The following is a 26,032-nucleotide window of genomic DNA, read 5'->3' as shown; positions in this document are numbered from 1 at the left end:
CCATATTTTAAGGAAATATTATGACCATCACCATCTACGGTATCAAATCATGCAGCACGATGAAAAAGGCATTCAACAAGCTCGATGAGTTAAATGTCAGCTATGATTTTCATGATTATAAAAAACAAGGCATTGATAAAGTGAAAGTACAGCGCTGGGTGGATGCGCTGGGTATTGATAAGGTACTCAACAAACGCGGTACCACATGGCGCAAGCTAGACGACAGTCAAAAGCAAGCGGCTGATGCCAGCGTGGACGCCGCGATAGATTTACTGGTGGAAAATACCAGTATGATCAAACGCCCGATAATAGAAGGCGACGCTGACAACAAAAACCAAGATCAACCAATACTGCTGTGCGGTTTTGATGACGCCGCGTTTGATAAGGTGCTTGGCTGATAAACAGTAAAGGTTGTCAGCAGCAGCGCGAGTGAAGCCATTGCTATTTACGCAGTGCTGACAAGATAACGAGCTTTACTACCCATTTATTTGGTAAAATAAAGTTCGCTAAATAAATGTGAGGAATCAATGATGAAAGCAGTATTGTTAACCGCCGCCTTGGCACTGACCCCACTCTTGGCCAGTACCGCGCAAGCGGCACCTGCATCGACCAAAATTACTTTTCCTAAAGACAGTTATTGCGGCAGCTTTGCAGGCGATGTGCAAGACGGTAAGGTATTCCGTCTGTGGCTGAGCCCAGAACAAAATTTGGTCGTCAGCAACATTGGCGATGATCAAATCAGTGTCGCTTATGTCTCAGATGGTAAGCAGCGTTTGGAAGGTGATCGCTATGGTGCAGATACCAGCTTTTATACCAAACGTAAGGGCAACCATTACATCAAAGTCTATGGTAGCAGCCATCATAGTGCCATTGATTTCTGTGTGTATTAAGCGTCTGTATGAACACAGTCATTTGATAACGTCATAGGACATAAAAAAAGGTCGTTACCCGCTATGGATAACGACCTTTTGATAATCCTAGCGCATTAATATTGCATTTTTAGCTCATTGCTGAGTCAATATCACGGCTAATGAGCGTCCCAACACCTTCATTGGTAAAAATCTCCAGCAAGGTGGCGTGAGGGACGCGGCCATCAACAATCACTGCACTTTTTACGCCGCTACGCACGGCATCAAGGGCGCACTGAATTTTTGGAATCATACCGCCTGAAATGATGCCGTCCTCAATCAGTTTGTCTACTTTTTTGGGTGTTAGTCCTGTGACCACCTCACCATCACTACCCAACACGCCTTTGATATTGGTCAGCAGCATCAATTTTTCAGCCTGCAAAAACTCAGCGACTTTACCTGCCACCAAGTCAGCATTGATGTTGTAGGTGTTACCTTCGTTATCGACACCAAGCGGGGCGATCACGGGGATAAAGTTGGAGGCGATCAGCATGTTGATCACGTCTTTGTTAACACTGACCACGTCGCCGACGAAGCCCAAATCAATCGGGACAGCGATGCCATCTTCATTGGTTTTTTCTATCATCAGTTTTTTGGCGCGGATCAAGTTGGCATCTTTACCTGTCATACCGATGGCGCGGCCGCCATGCTTGTTGATTAAGCTGACGATGGACTTGTTGACGCTGCCGCCAAGCACCATTTCCACCACATCCATGGTGCTTTTATCCGTGACGCGCATGCCGTCGATACGGTCAGACTGACGCCCCAGCTCTTTAAGCAGGTTGTCTACTTGCGGGCCACCGCCATGAACAACCACAGGATGCAAACCAACGGTTTTGAGTAGCACGATATCGCGGGCAAATGAGCTTTCAAGTTCAGGATCAGTCATGGCATTGCCACCATATTTGACCACGATCAGCTTGTCTTCATAGCGCTGAATATAGGGCAGCGCGGTGGTGAGTACTTCAGCGGTGATTTTGGCATCATCCAAATTAAGCGACATCATAAACTCCTAAAATTATAAAACGTATTATTATGCATGGTGTAGACGACGATCGGTGTAATCGATATCAAGCGGCCATCATACCATGTCGATATTGGCGATTTGCGTCGCCAGCTGCGCATCGAAAGGACGACATAGACTGACAAAGCGCGACTGTATGTCTTCCAAATCCGCCACACTATCGCCTGCAAAGCGCACGGTCAGGCTGTGGCTGGTATTGGACTCGCGCAAAATTCCAAAGCCATGGGCAAAGTCCAGCCGAATGCCGTCAATACAGGTCAGCTGTGTCCCTGCTGGCAATAGCGTCTGCGCTTGTGGTTGCAAGTCATGCTGCGCTGCTGCTAAACAATGACAGTCAGGTCGCGTTGATTTTGGTGCTGACGGTAGTATAACAACCTGCTGCTGCAAATAATGACAAAGTTCAGTCAAGTGATGCACGATAGAGCACTCGTTAGAGATCAGTTTGGGTAGCGGTAGATAATGATCTGCAGTACTGATCAAGGTGGGCAGATGCCGCGTAATGTCTGTGAGCTGTAGGGGAGCGTCAACAGGCTTACGTTCGCCCCAGATATCGGTTCTTATGCCTTTATTGGCGGCTGGGTAGTCGATGGGCGCGTGATATACCAGCCAGTAGAGCAGACGCAAACTGGCATAAATGGCATCGTCATAGACGATAAAATAACCATCATTAAAGATAAAATGTCCCGATAACTCACCTGCAAATACGGCTTGCTGCATCCCTGTTTGTAGCTGTTTGCGCATCAAGCTGCTGCCTGTTTTACTCATGATAGGCTGCGCGCCCAGCTTGGTGAGTAATGGTGTGAGGTGATGCGCGCATTTGATATCAAAGATGACTTCGGGCGCAGCGTTTTGACGGTCAAATTTGTGATCATCAGCTTGTGATGACTGAGTGGTTTGGCAGGCGTTGTCGGATGGGGGTGTGCTCAAGGCGACTTGTGCTAATAGATAGAGTAAGTGATCAGGTATGACAACCTTACCGCTATTGTCTACCACCATGACCCGGTCGCCATCACCGTCAAAGGCAATACCAATATCGGCTTGCTCCAAAATGACGGTATGCTGTAATTCTGCAAGGCGGCCGCGCTCGGTTGGGTCTGGGTTACCAGCAGGAAAGTTGCCGTCAGGGGTGTCGTTAAGCATAATTACCCGCGCACAACATTGCTTAAACAAGGCTTCGGCGATGCGACTGGTGGCGCCATGCAAGCAGTCAATCACCACGGTCATATCCAGTTTTTGGCTAGCTACATTAATGCTTTTGGTCTCTGTGGTAGCCGCTGGCAGTTGGCGATAAAGACGGGTAAATACGGTCGTCATCGTTTGCTGATAGCACTGCGCAACGTGATCTGCTGATAGGCGGGTGATTGGAGAGTGGGTAATTTGCGGGCAGTGGCTGAGGCGAGTTTGATGACGGGTAGTTGTGTGATTAGAAGCGGGTAAGTTGGCGTAAAAGCTGGCAATATCTTTGCTGCTGGGTGAAGTATGGTCGACCAGCCATTTGATGCCTAAAATATCTTTGGCAGAATGACTGGCGGTGACCATGATGCCGTGGCCATCGTATTGCTGCGCCCAAAAGGCCATCATCGGCGTGGTGACCAGACCCAGATCAACCACTTGTAGCTGACGCGTGGCCAACACATCGCCCAAAATGCGGGCAATATTTTTACTGCCGAGGCGCATATCATAACCAATGACCACGGTTGGCAGCGGTGTACTCGTATCACTATCAGCGTTGGGACAGGTGTGGTGCGCCGCGCGGTAGAGTTGCGCGAAGCTTTCGCCAGCGGCATAAATAAAATCAGTGGTAAAATAATGCCGCTCGCCGCGAATATCATAAGCACGAAATAAAGAATGCTGAGCGGCAAAAGGCGGCATAACCAAATCTCCTTATTAAAGTCATTCACTCATGTACGTACCAATCAACAATCAGCCGCGCTTTTTATCAATCGCAGCGCTGCCTGAATACACGTGCATCATTGCAGGCGCTTGACGTCGCTATGAGCCATCACCAATTAATGACGACCAGAGTGCCCAAAACCGCCAGCACCGCGCGCACTGGTATCGCTAAACTCGGTAACCACCTCAAATTCTGGACGAGCAACAGGCACAATTATATATTGTGCCATACGCTCTGCAGGATTCAGTACAAAATCGGTATCACTACGGTTCCAAACACTGACCATCAGCTCCCCTTGATAATCTGCATCGATCAAGCCGACCAAGTTGCCAAGCACGATGCCATGCTTATGTCCTAAGCCCGAACGCGGTAAAATCATACCTGCATAATCGGGATCTTGGATATACACAGCAAGGCCAGTACCTACCAGCTCAGTGCTGCCTGCTTTGATGGTCAATGGTGCGTCAATACAAGCGCGCAAGTCGATACCTGCTGAACCGTCAGTGGCACGTGTGGGCATAGCAAACGCCGCATCTTCAAAGATTTTTGGGTTGAGCACTTTAACTTGTACAGCCTTCATAATACACTCACTTTTGTATAAAATACGGCAAATATGCCGTGGATAAACATAAAATAACGCTTGCCAAGCGCTTATTGCTAGAGCAGCAAAATACTGGCCAAGCCTAAAAAGGATAAGAAGCCCACAATATCCGTCACCGTGGTCAAAATCACCGAGGCGGACAGTGCAGGGTCGATGTTCATGCGTTTGAGCATCAGCGGGATGGTGATGCCAGAGGCGTTAGCCGCAGTCATATTGATGGCGATGGCGCAGCCAATCACCGCACTGATCCTGAAGTCTTGGAACCATACTTGCGCAATGAGTGCCATGATGATGGCCCAAATAATGCCATTAATCGCACCGACCCACAGCTCTTTGTTAAACAGCCACCAGCGGTTTGAGCCGCCGATTTGACCCATAGCCAAGCCGCGAATGACCACGGTCAGCGTCTGCGAGCCAGCAATGCCCCCCATACTGGCGACCACAGGCATCAGCACTGCCAGCGCCACGACCTTGGCAAGTACCGCTTCAAACTGCCCAATGACGGCAGCTGCCAGCAGTGCTGTGCCTAAGTTAATACCCAGCCAAATGCTGCGGCTTTTGGCACTGGTCAAAATCGGTGCAAACAGCTCCTCATCTTGGCTGACACCAGCCAGATTTTTCATGGTACTGTCGACATCATCTTGGATGATCTCCATGATGTCTTCGGCGTTTAATTGACCGACCAGCTCATCATGGGCATTGGTTACAGGGGCGAAACGGATGTCCTCGGAGCGAAAAATCGCTGCCGCTTCTTGGATATCTAAGCGGTCGTTGATGGTGATGGCATTATCAATAAAATCAGTAACCAGCGCATTTTGACTGTGTTTGATCAAATCCACCAAACTGAGTAGACCAAGCAGCTGCTGGCTTTGATCGACGACCAGTAGCTCTTGGCTTTGGTCATCGAGCAGATCGTCGTTACTGCGCAGCCAGTCTTGAACTTGCGAGAGCGAGATGTTGTCCCGTATTTGGATAATGTCAGGGTCCATATAGCTGCCGACTTCCCAATCTTCATAGGTGTCGAGCTTGTTGACCTGAATACGGATGTCTTCATCAAGCGTGGCCATGACCGAGGTGCGCACCGTATCGGTCACGGTATCCAAAATCTCCGAGATGTCCTGCGCGTCCAAATCTTGGGTCAATATGGAGATTTGTGTTGAGGAGATGTTTTCCATCAATGGCTGGCGGGTATCCATCTCCAGTTCAGCGAGCACCTCACCTTTTAGATTTTCGGGTACTTGCGTCCAGATTAGGAGACGATCTTGCGAGGGGAATGACTCAAGCAAGCTGGCAATCTCGTACTCTGACTGCTCGGCCAAAAACTCGGTAATGGTCGTGTACGCACCATCCGCCACTAACCCTTGCAGGTATAGCAGCTTGGATTCGGCGCTATACTCAAGTGAAGGGTAGTCGCCCTGCGGCTTGTTGGACCGATCAGGGTTTGGGGCGGCGGTAGGCATAAGCACTCCAATAGTATGAAAAAATAAAAAACAAGGGTGTCAAGGCAGTATGAAAGCATCATTAAACATATTATCAGCGCTTGACCATGCCTGTTAGGTTAACAGTCGAGCAATCAGCGGTTGCCTAATAACGCGCGAATATTGGCCAGATATTCATCAGCAACCGCTTTGGGATCTTTCTCGGCTTTTGCTTTTTTGGCTTTTGCTGGCCAGTCGATATGATCCTCTGGCAACTCATCCAAAAATCGCGATTCAGAAGTGACGCGCATCTGTCCACCTGAGCGGCGCTGGGTGGCCATCGTCAGCGTCAACTCACGGCGAGCGCGAGTAATGCCCACATACATCAAGCGACGCTCTTCCTCTACAGTCTCGCTGATGATGGAGTTGCGATGGGGCAGCAATTCTTCTTCTAACCCCATGATATAGACAAAATCAAACTCCAAGCCTTTGGCCGCATGCAAGGTCATTAGGTTGACCTTATTGGTGTTTTCTTCTTCTTGCTGCTGCTCAAGCATGTCGAGCAACACCAACTTACGAATGATGGTATCAATGGTGCGGTCTTCGTCTTCGTCCGCACGGTTAATCAGTGCCTGAATGCTACTATAGAGCATCTCGATATTATCAATGCGGTTTTTTTCTTGTTGCGGGGTTTTGGCATCATCACGAACAAAGTCAATATAACCGGTCTCATCGATCATCTGGCGTACTAAAGGCACTGGATCTGGGTGCTGATCCAGCTCACGGGTATAGTGCTCGATAAAGTCGCCAAACTCTTTGAGCGTGCTATAAGCCTTGATCGGTAGTACGTGACCAAGACCCGCATGACTACAGGCCGCAAGGAGTGACACGCTATGCTCTTGGGCAAATAAGCCAAGCTTTTCAAGCGTCGCTGGGCCCATGCCACGTTTGGGCGTGTTGATGATGCGCAAAAAAGCACTGTCGTCTTCAGGATTTAAGATCAGGCGCAAATAGCTCATGATGTCCTTGATCTCGCTGCGGGCAAAGAACGACTGGCCGCCTGAGAGCTTGTAGGGTACTTGCAGCTGCCGCAGCTGCGCCTCTAACATACGCGCCTGAAAGTTACTGCGGTATAGCACCGCGTACTGCTCCCACTCATTACCAAAGCGCAGTTTGTGGGTGACGATCTCTTTGGCCACGCGCTCGGCTTCATCATCGTCATTGCGGCAGTTGACGATGCGGATCTTTTCGCCATGGCCTTTGTCCGACCACAGCTTTTTTTCAAATAAATGCTCGTTGTTGATAATTACCGCATTGGCTGCGGTCAAGATGCGGCTGGTTGAGCGGTAGTTTTGCTCAAGCTTGACTACTTTTAGCTTGGGGAAATCTTCTTTAAGCAGCGCCATGTTTTCAGGCTTCGCGCCGCGCCATGCGTAAATGGATTGGTCATCATCACCCACCACGGTAAAGCGACCTTGCGGGCCAACCAGATATTTGATCATTTCGTACTGGGCGGTATTGGTATCTTGATACTCATCGACCAGCAGATAACGAATGCGGTTTTGCCATTTGTCACGCAGCTCGCGGTTCTCACGCAAAATCTTAGTCGGGAGTACAATCAAATCATCAAAGTCCACAGCATTATAAGCGCGCAAATTACGCTCATACAGCGCATAGAGCGTGGCAAAGATCATGTCTTCAGGATCATCTAAGGTCTCGGCAGCTTTATCTGGCTCAATCAAGTCGTTTTTCCAGTCAGAGATGAACTTAATCGCCTTGCCGATCAGTTCTCGGCTTTCAGCACCGCTTAAGTTATCGCGCATCATTAGCTCCATCAACAGACGCTTACTGTCATCGCTGTCCATGATGGAAAAGTTGCCCTTAAGCGGGGTATGCATCAGCTCATAACGCAAAAACTGTAGCCCAAATTGGTGAAAGGTCGAGACCGTCAGGCCGCGCGTCTTTTCACTTGGCAGCAGCTTACTGACCCGTGCTTTCATCTCGCGTGCTGCTTTGTTGGTAAAGGTTACGGCGGTGATGCGCTCAGCAGGCATGTTGCAATCTTCGATCAGATAGGCGATCTTGCGAGTGATGACCGATGTTTTACCTGATCCTGCGCCTGCCAGTACCAGCAATGGGCCTGAGACGTAGAGCATGGCCTCGGTTTGTTTGGGATTAAGTTGACTCATAAGGTGACCTGTCAGACAAAAGCAAAAAAGAGGGCGGATACGGCGCTGCCATTATATAGACTGGGCACACGCGACATCATCAAGGCAGAAACAGATAGCGGTTGGCGCGATAGGCGCGCTTAAAATCAGCTGCGCTATTATAAAGCAAAATGATGGTTTTTTGGGAGTAGATGCGGGTGATCTGTTTGGTAGGGAGGAGGGTATGGTATCAAAAAAAGCTGGCAGCCACAGGTCAAGCAGGCTGCCAGTCCATATCAGTGATGCATCAGTACGTGAAGGTACTCAAGCGCGATCACTTGTTAATAAGAGCTATCAAGCGTTGTTTAACTGGCGCGCCGCTTCTAATGCAAAATAGGTCAAGATGCCGTCGGCACCAGCGCGGCGAAAGCCAATCAAGGATTCTAAAATAACCGCGTCACTCAGCCAGCCGTTTTCAATCGCCGCCATGTGCATGGCATACTCGCCAGAAACTTGATAAGCAAAGGTAGGGACGCCAAAGGTGTTTTTAACCTCACGGATCAGATCAAGATACGGCTGACCGGGCTTGATCATGACCATATCGGCCCCTTCGTTGATGTCCATCGCCACTTCATGCAGGGCTTCTGCGCGGTTGCCAAAGTCCATCTGATATTGTTTTTTGTGCCCACCTTTTAGGTTACCTGCGCTGCCAACCGCGTCACGGAACGGGCCATAGTAGGCGGAGGCATATTTGGCAGAATAGGCCATGATCGCGGTATTGGCAAAACCCTCGGCTTCAAACGCATCACGCATGGCTCGGATGCGGCCATCCATCATATCGCTTGGTGAGATGATGTCTGCACCTGCACGTGCATGGACAAGGGCTTGTTTGACCAACACATCGACCGTGGCATCATTGACCACATAGCCGCTGTTATCGAGCAGGCCATCTTGCCCATGTGAGGTATAAGGGTCAAGCGCCACGTCGGTCATCACTACCATTTCAGGCACTGCGTCTTTTAGCGCGCTGACCGCACGGGCGGCAAGGGCATTTTCATCATAGGCGGCGCGCCCATCTTCGGTTTTTAGGCTGTTATCAATAACGGGGAAAATATCAATGGTGGTCACGCCTTCAGCAAGTAGCTCTTTGGCATAGTTGATCAACAAATCAACCGACAAGCGCTCAATGCCCGGCATGCTTTTGATGGCCTCACGCTGATTGGTACCTTCTAAAACAAATACTGGCGCGATAAAATGTTTAGGATGCAGCTCTACTTCGCGAATCATGGCACGGACATTGTCGTTATAACGCAAGCGGCGCAGACGGGTTTGGGGAAATTGACGGTTAAAGGTATAGCTCATGAGGATTCCTTATAATAACAGGGAGGATAAGGTCACGTTGGTGGCCGCAAAGTACAGACAGTAGTACAAATGGTATGTCATGGTATCAAATCACCAGCGCATACGGCAGTGTATAAAAGTAAAAAGCCCCACCGATGCGGCAGGGCTGATTGTCAAAGAGTGATTGCTATAGGACTTATTGGTCCGCTATTGGGGTGACGGGTACGTCATCTGTCGGCGTATCTGTTGACGTCTCTGTGGGCGTCGTTTTGGTAATGATACCCACGACCGCATCGGTTCGGTCGTCACGATCCAAGTCTACCGTGTCGGTTGGGTGGAAGGTGACTTTTTCGGCTTCCTGTGCCTGCTTTAGAGCGACGGCTTCTCGAACTGAGCTGACGCGCGCAGAGCCAGCTGCATTGACGGCATTGGCCGCTTTTGCTTCGGCACTGTTACCAAGCTTATCTGTGATACGAACAAGGTTGGTATGCTGCGGTACAGGAATCGCCACGGGCACATTAAGATTGGCACCGCCGCCAAGCGCTTGATACAGCTCAATTTGGCTGATGATCTTTTGTAGCTCTAGATCCAAGATGCCTTGCTGCGTTGAGAACAGTGAACGCTGTGCATCAAGCACATCTAGATAGTTGTCGATACCTGCCTTAAAGCGCGCGTCAGAAATCTGATACGTTTGTTCAAAGTTCTTCTGTAAGCGGTACTGCGACTGCAATTGCTCGCCCAGTGTGGCTCGCGTGGCAAGCACATCTGATACTTCGCGGAATGCGGTTTGAATAGATTTCTCATAAGTGGCCAGCGTTTGCTCACGCTCAATCTGTGCCACTTCATAATTGGCATCCAAACGGCCTGCATCAAAGATAGGAACGCTGATATTGGGTCCAAATGACCAGCCGACAGCACTGTTTTTGAACAAATCGCTTAAGCTGCTGCTGCTTATGCCCACGCTGCTGGCCAGACTAATAGACGGGTAATAAGCGGCGCGTGCCACGTCAATATTAGCACCTGCCGCTTTCAGGTTGTACTCGGCCTGTAGCAAATCAGGACGATAGCGCAACAGCTCACTGGGCAGGCCTGCGTTAAAGATATCGTCTGTAGTAATGTTTTTGACAGCAGGGGCAGGCATTAACTCATTAGGTATGGTTGTACCGACCAAAAACTGCAGGGCATTGCGTGAGGTTAAAATACTGCTTTTCGCACGCATTACGGCCAGCTTGGCATTTTCTAATGACGCGCTGGCTTGCAATGAAGGCAGTTTGGGGTCGATACCAGCCTCAAAGCGCTTGTTAGTAATGAACAAAGACTCTTCACGACTTTTTACCGTAGCTTCGGCCAATTGCAGTTGTGCCACGCTATAACTGAGGTTGGCATAGCTTTGGGCAATGTTGCTGATCAGGCTGATTTGGGTGGCGTCTTTAGCCGCGGTGGTGGCCAAAAAGTTTTGCAGTGCTTGATCTTTTAGGCTGGCAATACGGCCCCAAAAGTCCAGCTCATAGCTCGCCAGACCAAGCTGCACGTTATAGCTGCTGTCTGGGCTGCTGCTGACGCGATTTTGCGCTTGGCGGCTGTAGCCTGCGCTACCATTAATGGCAGGCACGTCGTTAATATCGGTGATTTGATACTGTGCGCGTGCTTTTTCGATGGCAAGGCTGGCGCTTTCAAAATCTTTATTGTTACTAAGGCCAAGCGCGATCAGCCCTTTTAAGCGTTTATCGCTATAAAAGTTTTGCCAGCGCTCAGCAGCAATACTGGGCTGCTCGGGGGTACTGACTGTCTCCTCATCAAACGCGCCAAACGGCTGCTCAATCGGTAAGTTGGGTTCAGCCAGTACGGGCTTCATGTCTGCTTTGGGAATGGTGTTACATGCCGCCATGCTCAGCGCCAAAGCGGTCAGCGCCAGTGCGCGCCCGCCAATCTTGCCCGCGCGTGCGCCAGCTGACGAGTGACTACTGACGCCAGCTACCGTCGTGTTGACGGCTGCGGCTGAATGAGGCATAAAAAAGGAACGAAAACTCATTTTGTGTTGTCTCCAAGGCTTACAGAGGGATAGCCGTCAGAAGAAGCTGGCTTCTGTAGGTCGTAATTTGGCGTACCGCCGCTGGGGCCATGTGGCGGCTTATCATATTTGTAAGGGAACATGCCGCGTACCCAAATATAGAACATGGGAATAAAGAAAATACCCAACAACGTGGCGCTGATAACCCCGCCAAGTACGCTGGTACCGATGGCGTTTTGGCTGCCTGAGCCTGCACCTGTGGCCAAGAATAATGGCACAACCCCAATACCAAAGGCAAGCGAGGTCATGATGATTGGGCGCAGACGTTGACGCGCGGCAGTCATCACCGCCTCTTTTAAGCTATAGCCTTCTTCTTGGTGATCTTTGGCAAATTCGATGATCAAAATTGCGTTTTTGGCGGACAGACCGACAACAGTGAGCAGACCCACCTGCAAGTAAATATCATTAGCAAAGCCTCTAAACCATGTAAAGATCGCCGCTCCCAATACCCCAAGTGGAATCACGAGTAGTACCGAGAAAGGGATCGACCAGCTCTCATAAAGGGCTGCCAAGCACAAGAAGACCACTAAGATAGAGATGGCATAAAGCATCGGAGCTTGTGCGCCTGATTTTTGTTCCTCAAGTGACATGCCAGTCCATTCATAGCTGATGCCATCGGGCAGCTTATCAATCATACTGACCATCGCGCCCATCGCTTCACCAGTACTGAGGCCTGGCGCGGCGCTACCTTGGATATTCATTGATGGCAAGCTGTTATAGCGGGTCAGACGCGGTGAACCAGATTCCCACTCACTGCTTGAGAACGCATCGAACGAAATCATACTACCACTATCATTGCGGACATACCATTTGCCAATATCGTCTGGGTTGGTACGGCTGCTGGGCTCACCTTGGACAAACACGCGTTTGATACGACCACGGTCGACAAAGTCATTGATATAACTTGATCCCCATGCGGTTGAGATAACGCTGTTGATATTGGCCAATGATAAACCATAAGCGGCGGCTTGTTCTTGGTTGACATCCACTTTTAGCTGCGGCGCATCTTCTTGGCCGTTAGGACGTACGCCTGTGACTTGGTCACTTTGCGCTGCCATGCCAAGCAGCATATTGCGCGCCTCAAGTAGCCCTTCATGACCGACGTTACCGACATCTTGCAGCATCAAGTCAAAACCACTGGCATTACCCAGTTCTGTGATGGCAGGCGGTACGATGGCAAAGACTTGGGCTTCATTGAGCTGAGTCATAAAGTAGCCCATCGCCCGTCCAGCGACGGCCTGCGCGGTATTTTCTTCGCCCTCGCGGTTCTCCCAATCGCTTAATCGCACAAATGCAAGACCCATGTTTTGCCCTTGGCCGGCAAAACTAAAGCCAGCAATGGTAAACACAGAGGCGACATTGTCCCCTTCTTGGGTGTGGTAATACTCGTCCACTTTATCAAGCACATCTTGCGTCTGGTTCAGGGTAGAGCCTGCAGGCAACTGCACCAAGGTGAACATAATACCCTGATCTTCCTCTGGCAAGAACGAGCCGGGAATACGCAAAAATACCACGGCCATGAGGCCGATAATGGCTGCATAACCGATCAGATACAACCATTTGAAACGAAAGCTTTTACCAACAAAGTTTTCATAAGTACGGCTGAGTTTGAAGAATGTACGGTTAAACCAACCAAAAAAGCCTTTTTGATTTTCTGTATTGTTTTTATCATGGCTTTTACCACGCTTTAGCAAGGTCACACATAGCGCGGGAGTAAAAATCAACGCCACCAATGCCGAGAGCACCATACTGGTGATCAAGGTGATGGAGAACTGACGATAAATCACCCCTGTTGAGCCACCAAAGAAGGCCATCGGCACAAAGACGGCCGATAGAATCAGTGCGATACCAATAACAATTTTGCTGATTTCGCCCATTGATTGTACGGTCGCGGCTTTGATAGAAATATCAGGGTCTTCTTCCAAAATCCGCTCGACGTTCTCGACCACGACGATCGCATCATCGACAAGTAGGCCGATGGAGAGCACCATTGCAAACATGGTCAAAACGTTGATACTAAAGCCTGCTACATACAGCACGGCAAACGTACCCAGCAGTACCACAGGTACAGCAAGCGTTGGAATGATGGTGGCGCGCCAGTTTTGCAAGAAAATAAACATGACGATAAACACCAGTGCGATGGCTTCAAGCAAGGTGTGAACCACCTGCTCGATAGATAAACGTACAAATGGCGTGGTGTCATAAGGAATCACAGAGCTCATGCCTACAGGGAAATTTTTCTCCAATTCAGCCAAACGTGCGCCAACCGCTTCACGAGTCTCGAGCGCATTGGCTCCGCCTGCCAAGCTGATACCCAAACCTGAGGCTTCTTGACCGTTATACAGTGAGATGATGCCGTAGTTTTCACTACCAATTTCCACATCTGCCACATCACCCAAGCGTACTTGAGCGCCTGTGGTGTCAGTTTTTAGCAAGATATTTTTGAATTCGTCAGGTGTTTGTAAGTAGCTTTGTAGGGTAACGGTGGCGCTGATGACTTGGTTTTCGGTATCAGCGGGCGCTTGTCCCAGCTGACCTGCAGAGACTTGCGCGTTTTGAGCTCGTACCGCATTGACCACGTCTGATGGCACCATGTTATAGCTGCGTAGGCGTGCAGGGTCGAGCCAGATACGCATCGCGTAAGAGGAGCCAAAAACTTGTACCTCACCCACACCTTCAACGCGGCTGATCTGATCGACCACGTTTGAGCTGATGTAATCGGCAATATCGCTACGATCCATCTCGCCGTCCGATATAAACCCAAGCACCATCAAAAAGCTGCTGGAGGATTTATTGACGTTGACGCCTTGGCGCTGTACTTCTTGCGGCAATGAGCTCATGGCCGCTTGTAATTTGTTTTGTACCTGTACCTGTGCTGTATCAGAATCAGTGCCGTTCTCAAAGGTCAGCGTCACTGAGGCGCTGCCGTTTGAAGAGCTTGACGATGACATATACATCAGGCCATCAAGGCCTTTCATACGCTGTTCAATGATCTGTACCACAGAGTTTTCAACGGTCTGGGCATTGGCACCCGGATAGCTGGCACTGACAGAAATGGTTGGCGGGGCGATGCGCGGGTACTGTTCAATCGGTAGGTTGAGTACCGAGATGATCCCGATCAGCATCACCAAAATAGCCATCACCCATGCAAAAATAGGGCGATTAATAAAAAAACGTGACATGGTATATCCCTAGGTCTTCCTATCTTTGAATGGAGTTATTTGGCGTCGGCCTCTGCGGCTGACTCATCGTTATCCATCACTTTTGCGGCTTGCTGCGGGGTCATTTTGGTGGGCGCGGGTCTACCTGCCGCTTGTTGACCAGCGGGTGCAGGATTTGCGGCCTCTAGCGGCTTGGCCACCACTTCTTGTTCAGGTTTGACCTTCGAGCCGCCGATGATGACTACCTGTTCTCCAGCTTGTAGACCATCGGTAACCACCCACTGTCCATCATACGTACCGTTAACAGTGACAGGACGAACTTGGATTTTGTTGTTTTCATCAACAATATAAACCTGCGTCTCACCTTTGGGCGAGCGCATGATGCCGCTTTGAGGAATCAAGGTGGCATTGGTGATGACGCTTTGTGCCAACCGTGCGGTCACGTACATCCCAGGAAGCAAGATATTGTTTTTGTTGGGGAAGACTGCGCGTAGCGTCACAGCACCCGTTTCTTCATCCACCTTGGCTTCAGACAAGGCCAACTCACCGCGTACGGGATAAACCGTGCCGTCTTCGAGTACCAGCTCAACCGTATTCATGCCAGGTTTTGCTTTGCCAGCAGCGATTTCTTGGCGCAATTTAAGCAGCTCGGAGGACGACTGGCTGATATCCACATAGATAGGATCTAAGCGTGAGATAGTAACCAAAGGCTCTGCCTGACTGGCATTAACCAGTGTGCCTGCAGTGACGCTTGAGCGATCGGTACGGCCTGTTAACGGTGCGCGTACGATGGTACGGTTCAAATCCAAGGTACTCGCATCTAGACTGGCATTGGCCGTTTGGATACCTGCTTTGGCGCTCTCGATACCCGCTTGGCTCTGACCAATAGCCGCTTTGGCGCTTTCTACAGCCGCCTGTGCAGTGCGAACAGCGGTTACCGCTTGGTCATATTGCTGCTTTGAGATGGCATTGATATCGATCAGTCCCTCTAAGCGCTGCAAATCATTACGCGCTTGTATCAAGGACGCTTGGCGACTGACCAGCTCAGCTTCGGCATTGGCTTTGTTGGCCATCGCGGTTTGATAATTGGCTTTGGCTTGTTGCACCGCTGCCTGTCCACTATTGATCGAAGAGGCGTAGTTGTCCGTGTTGATACGGTAGAGCGGCTGATTCTTCTTGACGGGGCTGCCCTCGCGGAACAGCACTTCATCAATAATACCATTGACCTGCGGGCGCACATCAGCGGTTTGATACGCTGCTGTACGTCCTGAAAAGGTCTGAATCTGAGGAATGGTCTCAAAGGCCACGGTTTGGACGTTTACAACGGAAGGTGGCATTTGTTGTTGTGCAGCTTGTTGGTCGCCTGCAGCTTCTTCTTTGTCGCTACAGCCAACCAAGACAGCGCCAGAGAGTACAGCGGCTATTACAAGCGCAAGATAAGAGTGCTTCATCAATGTCCTCGGTAATAATATAAAATATGAAGTGGATACAATCTAATAATAGGAGAGGTGTGGTTCGCTTGCTCAGTGAGACCAATGCGGCTCGCTGACCAATCAAGCCGTCTGGCTGACAGAGAACCAGATTTAAATAGGCTAAATATGATTGATTATTATAAACTATGGGGTATACCCTACAGTCAAGCCGATTATCAGCGCCGCTAAGCGTTGTAAGCTCGTTGCCAAATACATGACTATTGTAACAACCCTTGATAACACAAGCGTTACAAGCGCAAACCAAGAAGAAACTTTGCAATAACTTAAAGTATAAAATATTGTTATTTTTTGTTATTAAGCTCTATGAATTGTCTATTTTATAAGGTATTGAGGCCGTAAAAGCGCAAAAAACACGCTTGTACTCAAAAGTGACTTTTTTGCAACGTGTAATTGCAAATAAATGCTAAATAAGCGTTTTGAAAGCAAATCACGCTTGTTAAGGTGATTGTGACAGTAAGTGTGGATTGTTTTTGTGGGCTTAATAATGAACTGAAAAGATAGAGTGTCTATAAGTCAAAAGAACAGCGCCATTAGGGATAATGGCGCTGGCGTGATCATAAATAGGCGATAATCAAATAGGCAATGTGACCAGTCCGCGTTAATTTACACCAAGCGGGCGCTGGCAAGCTCGGTCAGCTGATATAAGCCTTGGCGATAGCGATTGTCTGGCAGGGTGCTGAGTGCTTTTTGCGCTAAGTGCGTCTCTTCTAGTGCGCGCTCGGTACAGTAATCAAGCGCGCCTGAATTGCGAACCAGTGCAATCAGCTGCTCTGCATCAGGCGTCTTGCCCGTTTGTACCGCAATACGCAGCTGCTCATAGCCTGCGTGATCACTGGCTTGCAGTAGCTCTAATGCCTTGATGGTTGGTAATGTGGGTTTACCTTCGGCCAAATCATCGCCCAAGTTTTTGCCCATCACCTCGCTGTCACCGCTGTAATCCAACACATCATCAATAATCTGAAACGCATTGCCAAAGTGCTGACCAAAATCAGCGAGTGCTGCCATATGCTGGGTTTGGTTTTGCAAAATAGCCGCCCCTTGGGTGGCCATCATAAACAGCCGTGAGGTTTTGCCATCGATGATGCGTAAGTAGTCGTCTTCTGTGGCCGCAGGGTTGTGCTGATGCTGGAGCTGGAGGACTTCGCCTTCAGCAATGTCGCAAGTACCATCTGAAAACAGCTGTAATAGTGGCAAACTTTGAAAGCCGACCAACAAGTTAAAGGCGCGTGCAATCAAATAATCGCCAACCAATACTGCCGTGGCATTGTCCCACGTGGCGTTGGCCGTTGGCTTACCGCGGCGCTGTCCGGACTCATCGATCACGTCATCATGCACCAAGGTCGCGGTATGTAACATCTCAGTGATGGCGGCCAAATGCATTGCTTGCTGTGACGGCGCATCTTCAAACATGCGTGCACACAATAGCGTAATCAGCGGGCGCATACGCTTGCCACCAGCATTAATGACATGCTGTGAGACACTCATCACCAATTGCACTTTGGAGTTTAAACTGCCAAAAACCTGCTTATCCATAATCTCAAAATCATCGGCGACGATGCTTTGGATATCGGCATAGTTTGGCGTGGATAACGATGGGGTAGACGCGTTAGATAATAAGGTACTGGTCATAGTAAATAGTCATATTGAGTGGAGTAAAAAAGCGGATGGCATGATTGGCAGTAGCGTCATCAATGCGCTTATCATAGCATAGCAGACCGTGCAAATCGGTGATTAAAATGTGACACCTTCTGATCGCTGGGCTCAAGACAGTCAGCATCAAGCGCTCTTATAGGGATTGGTCAGCAATCATGTTAAGATGAGCGCGCATTCGGTATCTTGAGTGTAGGTATACATTTCAGCACTTGAAATACCAGCATAACGGCTTGCTTTTATACGAAAAAAGACGTAAAATCTTGCCTTTAATTTTTCCCTGTCGTGTTCGTCGATGAAGCGTTGGTATCATATCAGCCACGGCACACGGGTTAAACGGAGTCATATCATGTACGCAGTAATCAAAAGTGGTGGCAAACAGCACCGTGTAGTCGTCGATGAGCTTTTAAAAGTTGAGCTACTAAAAGCAGAAAAAGGCGAGACAATCAAGTTTGAAGACGTATTGATGGTTGTTGACGGCGACAACGTCAAAATCGGTCAGCCAGTTGTTGACGGCGCCAGCGTTGAAGTTGAAGTGGTTGAGCATGGTCGCGGCGAAAAAATCCGTATCATCAAACACAACCGCCGTAAGCATTACCACAAAGAGCAAGGTCACCGCCAATGGTACACCTTGTTAAAAATCAAAGCGATCAACGCTTAATAATGCGCGGATAGCTTCAGATCTATCGCAGTAGCGATAATCACATTAACAAGGAGATTTTCTCATGGCACATAAAAAAGCCGCAGGCTCGACTCGTAACGGTCGTGATTCAAACCCAAAAATGCTTGGCGTAAAAATTTTCGGCGGTCAAGACGTCGTTGCTGGTAACATCATCGTTCGTCAACGTGGTACCGAATTCCACGCAGGCGAAGGCGTTGGCATGGGTCGTGACCATACTTTATTCGCACTAAATGACGGTGTGGTAAAGTTTGCGACCAAAGGTAAATTTAACCGTCGTTATGTGACGGTTGAAGGCGAGTAATCGCACTTTGATGGTGGGTTAAGTTGGCCATAATGCTTTAGGCACTTATTGTGTCAAGTATCAACAGACAGCTCAAACCCGCATCGCAATAAAAAATCCTCATGACCTTCGGGTGATGGGGATTTTTTTGGTGTGTTCTATGTGCGATTGCCAGTCGCATATGTTGTAACAGTGCTGGTTACAAGCGTGTATGGGAGGCGTAGTATTGATTGCAATTGAAGACTAGGCGCGTAATAAAAAAGCTGGCACACTGTGCTCATTGGTGGGTCGTAGTGCTTTTATGAGTGATTGTTGTTATGTCAGCGCCGAAAGAAACCACGCAGTCAATGCGACCATCGCAATAAGAATCGTACGTCAGTCACTGATTTGTGACAGCAGATTATTTTGCAACATCCACTTTGAAACCTTGTTTTTTATATTTACTTGAGAGGAACACCATGAGCGTATCAACGGCAGTAACCAAGATCACAGTCAAGCAAAAAGTAATGGGTGGCGCACTGGCAGGCGTATTACTGGCCTCATTGGGTGCCGCTGCACCGATGGTAGCCATGACACAATCAGCCAATGCCACCGCCGCTGATAACTTAGTCGCCGCCCAGCGCCTAAACAAACTGCTTACCAACACTAAGAGCATGTCAGCAAACTTTACCCAAACCACCAAAGGCGCAAGTAATGGCACCTTTAAAGGTTCAATGAGTGTACAGCGCCCTAACAATTTTCGCTGGGAAACCAAATCACCATCAGAGCAGCTGATTGTGGCCAATGGTAACTCGCTATGGATTTATGATAAAGACTTAGAGCAAGCTACTAAGCAAAACGTAGACAATCAAGTGGGTAATACACCAGCGCTGCTATTGTCTGGTGACCCAAGCAAAATTGACAAAAACTTTAAGATCACCCAGCCGTACAATAACAAAAACTACTATGTGTTGTATCCAAAATCAGACAGCGCCAGCTTTAAGAACTTATCGGTCAGCTTTAGCGGCGGCAAACCCGTGATGATGGTACTCAATGATACCTTGGGTCAAACCACGTCTATCAAGTTTAATGGTATCAAGATGAACCCTAAAATCAGCAGCAGCCAGTTTAAATTCACACCACCAAAAGGGGTTGATGTAATTAACCAATAACACGCCGACAACCAAAAACCATGCTGATTAATAAAAAGACAAGCATCTAATAGGTGCTTGTCTTTTTTTATACTTACTATTTAGCTAATTTATAGTACTGCTGCTCAGGGGGTTGTTAAGCTTTACTTTTTAGCGCGATGGCTTATGCTTACAGTGCTTTTGCAAAAATATTGGACTTGCAAAAATATCTTGATATTTCAGGGCAGGTAGGGAGCCGATGGGTTGCAATTGGGTGTATTTGGTTTACAATATTGGCTCTAACAGAACATATATCAAGTTCTGTCGAGGCCACGTCCTATCATGGCAGTGTCTGAAAATATAATCAGACATTTGTTTGTTTGAGGCGCTGTAGCACCTTTTATTGTGCTGCATACATATTTTGTAGCATATAATGTGACTGCCCAATGACGCTAAGAACTGGCTTTTGACGCTTGAGATGCGTATAGTAAGTAAACCGTTTATGCCAGTTGTCACACCATTATTGTTTGCGTGTGATGAGTTATTAAATCAATTAAATAAAAGAGTATGACATTGATTTAATAATTTATCTTGCGTTGTCAAAGGTGCGTGAGAATACCAGCTTTTATCTGAGTGAGCGGCTTCATTGACACAAATGAGATGTAGTTAAAAATCTCAATCATTTTGCCACAGCGTCTTGCGCGTTGTGTTTGTGCCAAGATAAGCCATCATCAGATGAACCCTATCTTCCTCTTGCGTTGCCATCAATAGTTTTGATAATTGGCCACTACCAACACAGCTTGTTTTGTGTTTTCGTCAGCGTCAAGCCGTTGTCCTTTATCGCCTAAGTTTATGGTGAGGGATGACAGCGCTTATGACACTCGATTGGGTGAGGAGCACGTATTATCATGTCTGCCTTTAATTGGTCAGCAGTTGCCTTTATTGTCGCCGCTATCGGCTTGGTTGTGTTCATGCTGGCCGTTCCGCGCTTGCTTGGCGGACGCTCCCAAGGTCTCCAAAAAGAAGAAATTTTTGAATCGGGTGTTGCCGGAGCTGGTAACGCCCGTATTCGTTTGTCCGCCAAATTTTATTTGGTGGCGATCTTCTTTGTCATCTTCGATTTAGAAGCCCTCTATCTATACGCCTATGCGGTGTCAGTGCGAGAGACAGGGTGGGCTGGATTTATTGCCGCCACCACCTTTGTCGTCGATCTGCTGATTGGCCTGATTTATGCCCTCAGCCTCGGTGCATTAAACTGGGCACCTGCGGATAAAATACGCAAAAAAGTGCGTCTGTATGCTGCGCCCGCAGGATTTAATTTGGCTGACATCACTCGCTTTGATGGGGTCGATGAGCTGATGACCGATCCAACAGGTAAAGTGCCCGCGCAGTCCTCTGGTCAGATCAATGTGTCAAACAACATCGACGCCAATCGCCGTCATCTACAAAATATCGATCATATCAATACCACAGGTAATATCACCTCTGTGGATTTTGCGACGCCTGCTGGTCAGAAACACACTGAGCGTCAGCGTTAACGCCCAAAGCATGCGAGTGGACTACGATTTGCCAAGGTTGTGGTCACGAGATGCTTACGATAAAGGTTGTATGTTATGAAATACACACTAACAAAAGCCAACCCTGATGCAGATACTTATCCTGCACAAACCCGTCAAACCGTCAATGATCCGATGGAAGATGAGGTAAACAAAAATGTCTTTATGGGTCGCCTAGAGGATATGGTCAACTCAACGGCGAACTGGGGACGCAAAAATTCTCTATGGCCGTTCAACTTTGGTACCTCTTGCTGCTATGTTGAATACGCGACCACGCTCACGGCAGTACATGACTTATCACGCTTTGGTGCTGAGGTTATCCGTGCCTCTCCCCGTCAGGCAGATGTGATGATCGTCGCTGGTACCTGCTTTATCAAAATGGCACCCGTCATCCAGCGTCTTTATGAGCAAATGCTGGAGCCAAAGTGGGTTATCTCTATGGGTGCGTGTGCTAACTCAGGCGGCATGTATGACATTTACTCTGTGGTACAGGGTGTGGATAAGATCATTCCAGTCGATGTCTATGTTCCTGGCTGTCCGCCACGCCCCGAAGCACTGATTCAAGGTTTGATGTTGCTACAAGAGTCAATTACCAAAGAACGCCGCCCGCTTGGTGTTCATGTTAATGATAAGGGTATTTATCAGCCGCAAATGACGCCTGAGCGTGATCGTAAGCAGGCAGATCGTATTGCAGTGAAAAATTTACGTAGTCCAGACAGTATTTAACGGCCAAATGCCTCGATACAGTGCTTAGTATCTCGATACAGTGCTGAGTATTATGCCTCATCACAGTTTAGTTAGGATTAATGAAGGAAGACATCATTCATGGTTACGGTAGTTGAAAATACAGATCCTAAGATCAAACCCGTACCAGCGGTAATTCGTGAGCTGGAGCAAAAGTATGCTGGCAAGTTTGTGGTGCAGCAGACTGTGGATGATATCCCGACTGTGTGGGTGGCACGTCACGACTTACTCGATGTTTTATTGTTTTTACGTAAGCTGCCCAAACCCTATGTCATGTTGCTTGATCTTTCGGCGATGGATGAGCGACTGCGCCAGCACCGTGCAGGACTGCCAGACAGCGACTTTACGGTGTTTTATCATCTGATGTCGCTTGAGCGCAATAGTGATGTTCGTGTCAAAGTGGCGCTGAGCGAAGATGATCTGAATGTGCCCAGCGCGACCAAAATTTGGCCCAATGCCAATTGGTACGAGCGCGAAGTGTGGGACATGTTCGGTATTGTCTTTAGCGGTCATCCGCATTTGACCCGTATTTTATTACCCAAATATTGGGAAGGTCATCCGCTACGTAAAGAATATCATGCGCGTGCTACCGAATTTACCCCATACTTCTTAAACACAGCCAAGCAGCAGTATGAGCAAGAAAACCTGCGCTTTGTTCCTGAAGAGTGGGGCATGAAACGATCAGGACGTGACGAAGACTTTATGTTTTTGAACATCGGCCCAAACCATCCTTCTGCTCATGGCGCATTCCGTTTGGTACTACAGCTCGATGGTGAGGAAGTGGTCGACTGTATCCCTGATATTGGTTACCACCACCGCGGCGCTGAAAAAATGGCCGAACGCCAAACATGGCACTCCTATATTCCTTATACCGACCGCATTGATTATTTGGGCGGCGTGATGAATGAGTTGCCTTATATCATGTCGGTTGAAAAACTTGCAGGCATCACCATTCCACCGCGTGCAGAAACCATTCGCGTGATGATGAGCGAGTTTTTCCGCATCACCAATAACCTATTGTTCGTTGGTACCTTTATTCAGGATGCAGGCGGTATGACCCCTGTGTTCTATATGTTTACCGATCGCCAAAAAGCCTATGATGTGATCGAAGCGGTAACGGGTTATCGTATGCATCCTGCTTGGTTCCGTATCGGTGGTACGGCGGCAGATTTGCCACGCGGTTGGCAGCGTCTGGTACGTGAGTTTTTAGAATGGATGCCAAAACGCTTGGATGAGTATGTCAAAGCGGCGATGCAAAACAGCGTTCTAAAGGGTCGTACCCAAGGCGTGGCTCAGTATGATGCCAAGCATGCACTGGCTTGGGGCGTGACAGGCGTAGGCTTGCGTGCCACAGGTGTTGATTTTGATTTGCGTAAAGCGCGTCCGTATATGGGTTACGAGAACTTTGATTTTGACGTACCGATTGGCTACAACGGTGATGCGTATGACCGCTGCATGATTAAAATCGAAGAGATTCGCCAGTCGATGCGCATTATCCGTCAGTGTTTGGACAATATGCCGCAAGGCCCTTATAAAGCCGATCACCCACTGGCTGTGCCACCGCCAAAAGATCGCACGCTCAATGATATTGAAACCCTGATTAACCATTTCTTGTCCGTATCATGGGGCCCTGTAATGCCAGCAGGTGAATGCACCACACTGGTTGAGGCGACCAAGGGTATTAACAGCTATTACATCACCTCTGACCGCGCTACCATGAGCTATCGTACCCGTATTCGCACGCCCACATTTGCCCATTTGCAGCAAATGCCATCGGTGATTAATGGGTCTCTCGTTTCTGATGCCATCATGTATTTGGCCTCAATCGATGTGGTGATGGCGGACTGCGACCGCTAGCGCAAGCAGATAAAATCGGCAGTGCCGCGTCAGGTCATATGAGCGCCGCATCATTAACCACCATTTATAGTACCGTTATCGCCAATAGGCACACCAAAGTGCCACCTGATGCCAGCGCATCACGTCGCATGATGAGTGAGGAAAGAAAAAAAGATGATGAAAATTGTTTCTGATAAAGCGCCAAAAGTGGATGTGGCAAGCATTCTCACCAGTGAGGAGATTGAGGCGATTCATGAGTTTATGCATCATTATCCGCAGGCTCGTGCCGCTTCGCTCGATGCGCTAAAAGTCGTGCAAAAGCGCAATGGCTGGGTCGATGATGCGCAGGTCAATGCCATCGCCAATATACTTGACATTCCTGTTACGGACATTGATGGTGTGGCCACATTTTTTAACCGTATTTACCGTCAGCCTGTCGGTCGTCATGTGATCCTCATTTGTGATTCTGTGGCTTGCTATTTGACAGGTTATGAGGCTTTGTCTGCTGCGCTTAGAGACGAGCTTGGAATAGGGTATGGCCAAACGACTGCCGATGGCCGTTTTACCCTATTACCGATCTGCTGTTTGGGGAATTGTGACAAAGGCCCTGCGGTATTGATTGATGAAGACACCTACGGCCCCGTTCAGCCTGATGAGGTCGCGCAATTATTGGAGCTATACGCATGAGTTTAACAGTTTCAGAGCAAATTGCCCGCCGTGGTCAGGGGCAAGCGCCAAGCCAACTAAATGCCCAGCGTGTGCCAATCTATGGTGACAAAGCCAGCGCCACCAGCGAAACCAAACCGCTAACATGGCGCTTGGCGCATCATGATGCGATCCTTGATTTGCCGACTTATGAGTCTCTAAAAGGCTTTACAGGTTTAAAAGAAGCGCTATCTAAATCCCCCAAAGACGTTGGCAACATGATCAAAGCCGCCAATGTCAGAGGTCGCGGTGGTGCAGGCTTTAACGCGGGTCTGAAATGGTCATTTATGTCACCGCCAGACGGTTTGCCGCGCTATCTTATCTGTAATGCGGACGAGATGGAGCCCGGTACGTTCAAAGACCGTTTGCTGATGGAGCGTCTGCCGTTTCAACTGATTGAAGGTATGCTGATCACAGCGCATGCGATTGGTGCGACAGATGGTTATATCTTTATCCGCGGTGAGTACATCTTGGCCGCTGAGCGTCTAGTCGCGGCCATTGAAGAATGCTTGGCCAACAATCTGATGGGCGACAACATTCTAGGCTCAGGTTTTAGTTTTAACTTGCATGTACACACAGGCGCTGGCCGTTATATCTGCGGTGAAGAAACGGCCTTGATTAACTGTTTAGAAGGTCGCCGCGCCAATCCACGTACCAAGCCGCCATTTCCACAAATCTCTGGTGCATGGGGTCGTCCCACGGTGGTGAACAACGTTGAGACCTTATGCAACATGCCTGCCATTTTAAACCATGGCGTCGAGTGGTATCAGTCATTATCTGATATCAAGGGCACCAGCAAAACGCCGGGTACTAAGTTATTTGGCTGCTCAGGATTGGTCAATGATCCGGGACTGTGGGAGTTGCCATTTGGCTACACGGCACGCGAAATTATTGAAGATTTGGCGGGTGGCATGAAAGACGGTAAAACGCTCAAAGCATGGTTACCGGGCGGCGCATCGACGGATTTCTTAACGGCCGACCATCTGGATGTGGTCGTCGATTTTGACCCCATTCAAAAAGCGGGCAGCCGTCTGGGTACGGGGCTAATCATGGTCGTTGATGAAACGCAAGACATGGTGGCATTGGTACGCAATCTTGAGATTTTTTTCCAGCGCGAGTCGTGCGGTTGGTGTACCCCTTGCCGTGATGGCTTACCGTGGGGCGTCAAGCTGCTGACAGCCATCAACGATGGTGATGGCCAAGTGGGGGACGTTGAAAAGCTTGAAGGTTTAACGCGCGACTTGTGGATTGGTAAGACATTCTGTGCCCATGCCCCCGGTGCGATGGAACCTTTGATGAGCGCAATTAAATATTTCCGCCCCGAATTTGATCAAAAAATTGCACGGGCGGTTGGTGAAGATGTCATTGAGGCTGCAGCCAATCAACAGCCAGATGTGAAATAAGGAGAGCGG

20 protein-coding genes are annotated in these 26,032 nt (G+C 48.8%); 10 read left to right on the top strand and 10 right to left on the bottom strand.

Annotation, left to right across the window (positions count from 1 at the left end):
• The first annotated feature begins 20 nt into the window (after window positions 1-20).
• Entirely contained in the window at window positions 21-398 is a 378-nt protein-coding gene (locus tag ACFI32_RS11070; RefSeq protein WP_462626646.1) for a Spx/MgsR family RNA polymerase-binding regulatory protein, read from the top strand.
• A 132-nt stretch (window positions 399-530) separates the two neighbouring features.
• On the top strand, window positions 531-890 hold the full coding sequence (locus tag ACFI32_RS11065; RefSeq protein ID WP_462626645.1) for a hypothetical protein: 360 nt from the start codon (window positions 531-533) through the stop codon (window positions 888-890).
• A gap of 109 nt (window positions 891-999) precedes the next feature.
• Here the strand turns inward: ACFI32_RS11065 and argB are convergent, their stop codons facing one another.
• From argB to ACFI32_RS11015, 10 genes are all read right to left on the bottom strand, one after another.
• On the bottom strand, window positions 1,000-1,911 hold the full coding sequence (argB, locus tag ACFI32_RS11060) for an acetylglutamate kinase (RefSeq protein ID WP_462626666.1): 912 nt from the start codon (window positions 1,909-1,911) through the stop codon (window positions 1,000-1,002).
• Window positions 1,912-1,989: 78 nt separating this feature from the next.
• Complete coding sequence (locus ACFI32_RS11055) at window positions 1,990-3,804, bottom strand: phosphohexomutase domain-containing protein (protein ID WP_462626644.1); 1,815 nt, start codon at window positions 3,802-3,804, stop codon at window positions 1,990-1,992.
• Window positions 3,805-3,941: 137 nt separating this feature from the next.
• Window positions 3,942-4,406: a dUTP diphosphatase gene (gene dut / locus ACFI32_RS11050; RefSeq protein WP_462626643.1), complete on the bottom strand. Its 465-nt coding sequence runs from the start codon at window positions 4,404-4,406 to the stop codon at window positions 3,942-3,944.
• Between the two features lie 77 nt (window positions 4,407-4,483).
• Window positions 4,484-5,887 (bottom strand): magnesium transporter, encoded by a 1,404-nt coding sequence (mgtE, locus tag ACFI32_RS11045; RefSeq protein WP_462626642.1) that lies wholly within the window; start codon window positions 5,885-5,887, stop codon window positions 4,484-4,486.
• Between the two features lie 113 nt (window positions 5,888-6,000).
• Entirely contained in the window at window positions 6,001-8,034 is a 2,034-nt protein-coding gene (locus ACFI32_RS11040; RefSeq protein ID WP_462626641.1) for a UvrD-helicase domain-containing protein, read from the bottom strand.
• A 312-nt stretch (window positions 8,035-8,346) separates the two neighbouring features.
• Window positions 8,347-9,354 (bottom strand): porphobilinogen synthase, encoded by a 1,008-nt coding sequence (gene hemB / locus ACFI32_RS11035; protein WP_462626640.1) that lies wholly within the window; start codon window positions 9,352-9,354, stop codon window positions 8,347-8,349.
• A 175-nt stretch (window positions 9,355-9,529) separates the two neighbouring features.
• The gene (locus tag ACFI32_RS11030) at window positions 9,530-11,365 is read right to left on the bottom strand and encodes an efflux transporter outer membrane subunit (protein WP_462626639.1); all 1,836 of its coding nucleotides are present in this window, start codon (window positions 11,363-11,365) and stop codon (window positions 9,530-9,532) included.
• Window positions 11,362-14,586 (bottom strand): efflux RND transporter permease subunit, encoded by a 3,225-nt coding sequence (locus ACFI32_RS11025; protein ID WP_462626638.1) that lies wholly within the window; start codon window positions 14,584-14,586, stop codon window positions 11,362-11,364. The genes ACFI32_RS11030 and ACFI32_RS11025 overlap by 4 nt, the downstream gene beginning before the upstream one ends.
• 35 nt (window positions 14,587-14,621) lie before the next feature.
• On the bottom strand, window positions 14,622-16,016 hold the full coding sequence (locus ACFI32_RS11020; protein ID WP_462626637.1) for an efflux RND transporter periplasmic adaptor subunit: 1,395 nt from the start codon (window positions 16,014-16,016) through the stop codon (window positions 14,622-14,624).
• A 645-nt stretch (window positions 16,017-16,661) separates the two neighbouring features.
• Window positions 16,662-17,687, bottom strand: a complete 1,026-nt coding sequence (locus tag ACFI32_RS11015; RefSeq protein ID WP_462626636.1) for a polyprenyl synthetase family protein — start codon at window positions 17,685-17,687, stop codon at window positions 16,662-16,664.
• Window positions 17,688-18,057: 370 nt separating this feature from the next.
• Between ACFI32_RS11015 and rplU the strand changes: the two genes are divergently transcribed.
• The 8 genes from rplU (at window position 18,058) to nuoF (ending at window position 26,023) form a co-directional block, all read left to right on the top strand.
• Window positions 18,058-18,369 (top strand): 50S ribosomal protein L21, encoded by a 312-nt coding sequence (gene rplU / locus ACFI32_RS11010; RefSeq protein ID WP_462626635.1) that lies wholly within the window; start codon window positions 18,058-18,060, stop codon window positions 18,367-18,369.
• A gap of 64 nt (window positions 18,370-18,433) precedes the next feature.
• Window positions 18,434-18,691 (top strand): 50S ribosomal protein L27, encoded by a 258-nt coding sequence (rpmA, locus tag ACFI32_RS11005; protein WP_462626634.1) that lies wholly within the window; start codon window positions 18,434-18,436, stop codon window positions 18,689-18,691.
• 437 nt (window positions 18,692-19,128) lie between these two features.
• Window positions 19,129-19,821: an outer membrane lipoprotein periplasmic chaperone LolA gene (lolA, locus tag ACFI32_RS11000; protein ID WP_462626633.1), complete on the top strand. Its 693-nt coding sequence runs from the start codon at window positions 19,129-19,131 to the stop codon at window positions 19,819-19,821.
• Window positions 19,822-20,687: 866 nt separating this feature from the next.
• The gene (ndhC, locus tag ACFI32_RS10995; RefSeq protein WP_462626632.1) at window positions 20,688-21,317 is read left to right on the top strand and encodes an NADH-quinone oxidoreductase subunit A; all 630 of its coding nucleotides are present in this window, start codon (window positions 20,688-20,690) and stop codon (window positions 21,315-21,317) included.
• Between the two features lie 75 nt (window positions 21,318-21,392).
• Window positions 21,393-22,061, top strand: a complete 669-nt coding sequence (locus ACFI32_RS10990; protein ID WP_462626631.1) for a NuoB/complex I 20 kDa subunit family protein — start codon at window positions 21,393-21,395, stop codon at window positions 22,059-22,061.
• A 99-nt stretch (window positions 22,062-22,160) separates the two neighbouring features.
• Window positions 22,161-23,936, top strand: coding sequence for an NADH-quinone oxidoreductase subunit C/D (nuoC, locus tag ACFI32_RS10985; RefSeq protein ID WP_462626630.1), 1,776 nt, complete (start codon window positions 22,161-22,163; stop codon window positions 23,934-23,936).
• A 156-nt stretch (window positions 23,937-24,092) separates the two neighbouring features.
• Complete coding sequence (gene nuoE / locus ACFI32_RS10980; protein WP_462626665.1) at window positions 24,093-24,602, top strand: NADH-quinone oxidoreductase subunit NuoE; 510 nt, start codon at window positions 24,093-24,095, stop codon at window positions 24,600-24,602.
• On the top strand, window positions 24,599-26,023 hold the full coding sequence (gene nuoF, locus ACFI32_RS10975; protein WP_462626629.1) for an NADH-quinone oxidoreductase subunit NuoF: 1,425 nt from the start codon (window positions 24,599-24,601) through the stop codon (window positions 26,021-26,023). The genes nuoE and nuoF overlap by 4 nt, the downstream gene beginning before the upstream one ends.
• The last annotated feature ends 9 nt before the right edge of the window (window positions 26,024-26,032 follow it).

The organism is Psychrobacter sp. PSi21 (assembly GCF_054960615.1).
Note: the sequence above shows the minus strand (reverse complement) of the source record. Positions and strands in the feature narration are given on the sequence as shown.

Bases quoted from the DNA above. Each gene is read 5' to 3' on its own strand.
- ACFI32_RS11015 (WP_462626636.1), bottom strand. From the start codon at position 17,687: ATGACCAGTACCTTATTATCTAACGCGTCTACCCCATCGTTATCCACG.
- ACFI32_RS11055 (WP_462626644.1), bottom strand. From the start codon at position 3,804: ATGCCGCCTTTTGCCGCTCAGCATTCTTTATTTCGTGCTTATGATATT.
- rpmA (WP_462626634.1), top strand. From the start codon at position 18,434: ATGGCACATAAAAAAGCCGCAGGCTCGACTCGTAACGGTCGTGATTCA.
- ACFI32_RS11040 (WP_462626641.1), bottom strand. From the start codon at position 8,034: ATGAGTCAACTTAATCCCAAACAAACCGAGGCCATGCTCTACGTCTCA.
- ACFI32_RS11070 (WP_462626646.1), top strand. From the start codon at position 21: ATGACCATCACCATCTACGGTATCAAATCATGCAGCACGATGAAAAAG.
- ndhC (WP_462626632.1), top strand. From the start codon at position 20,688: ATGTCTGCCTTTAATTGGTCAGCAGTTGCCTTTATTGTCGCCGCTATC.
- lolA (WP_462626633.1), top strand. From the start codon at position 19,129: ATGAGCGTATCAACGGCAGTAACCAAGATCACAGTCAAGCAAAAAGTA.
- ACFI32_RS11065 (WP_462626645.1), top strand. From the start codon at position 531: ATGAAAGCAGTATTGTTAACCGCCGCCTTGGCACTGACCCCACTCTTG.
- nuoC (WP_462626630.1), top strand. From the start codon at position 22,161: ATGGTTACGGTAGTTGAAAATACAGATCCTAAGATCAAACCCGTACCA.
- argB (WP_462626666.1), bottom strand. From the start codon at position 1,911: ATGTCGCTTAATTTGGATGATGCCAAAATCACCGCTGAAGTACTCACC.
- nuoF (WP_462626629.1), top strand. From the start codon at position 24,599: ATGAGTTTAACAGTTTCAGAGCAAATTGCCCGCCGTGGTCAGGGGCAA.
- hemB (WP_462626640.1), bottom strand. From the start codon at position 9,354: ATGAGCTATACCTTTAACCGTCAATTTCCCCAAACCCGTCTGCGCCGC.
- ACFI32_RS11020 (WP_462626637.1), bottom strand. From the start codon at position 16,016: ATGAAGCACTCTTATCTTGCGCTTGTAATAGCCGCTGTACTCTCTGGC.
- ACFI32_RS11025 (WP_462626638.1), bottom strand. From the start codon at position 14,586: ATGTCACGTTTTTTTATTAATCGCCCTATTTTTGCATGGGTGATGGCT.
- mgtE (WP_462626642.1), bottom strand. From the start codon at position 5,887: ATGCCTACCGCCGCCCCAAACCCTGATCGGTCCAACAAGCCGCAGGGC.
- ACFI32_RS10990 (WP_462626631.1), top strand. From the start codon at position 21,393: ATGAAATACACACTAACAAAAGCCAACCCTGATGCAGATACTTATCCT.
- ACFI32_RS11030 (WP_462626639.1), bottom strand. From the start codon at position 11,365: ATGAGTTTTCGTTCCTTTTTTATGCCTCATTCAGCCGCAGCCGTCAAC.
- nuoE (WP_462626665.1), top strand. From the start codon at position 24,093: ATGAAAATTGTTTCTGATAAAGCGCCAAAAGTGGATGTGGCAAGCATT.
- dut (WP_462626643.1), bottom strand. From the start codon at position 4,406: ATGAAGGCTGTACAAGTTAAAGTGCTCAACCCAAAAATCTTTGAAGAT.
- rplU (WP_462626635.1), top strand. From the start codon at position 18,058: ATGTACGCAGTAATCAAAAGTGGTGGCAAACAGCACCGTGTAGTCGTC.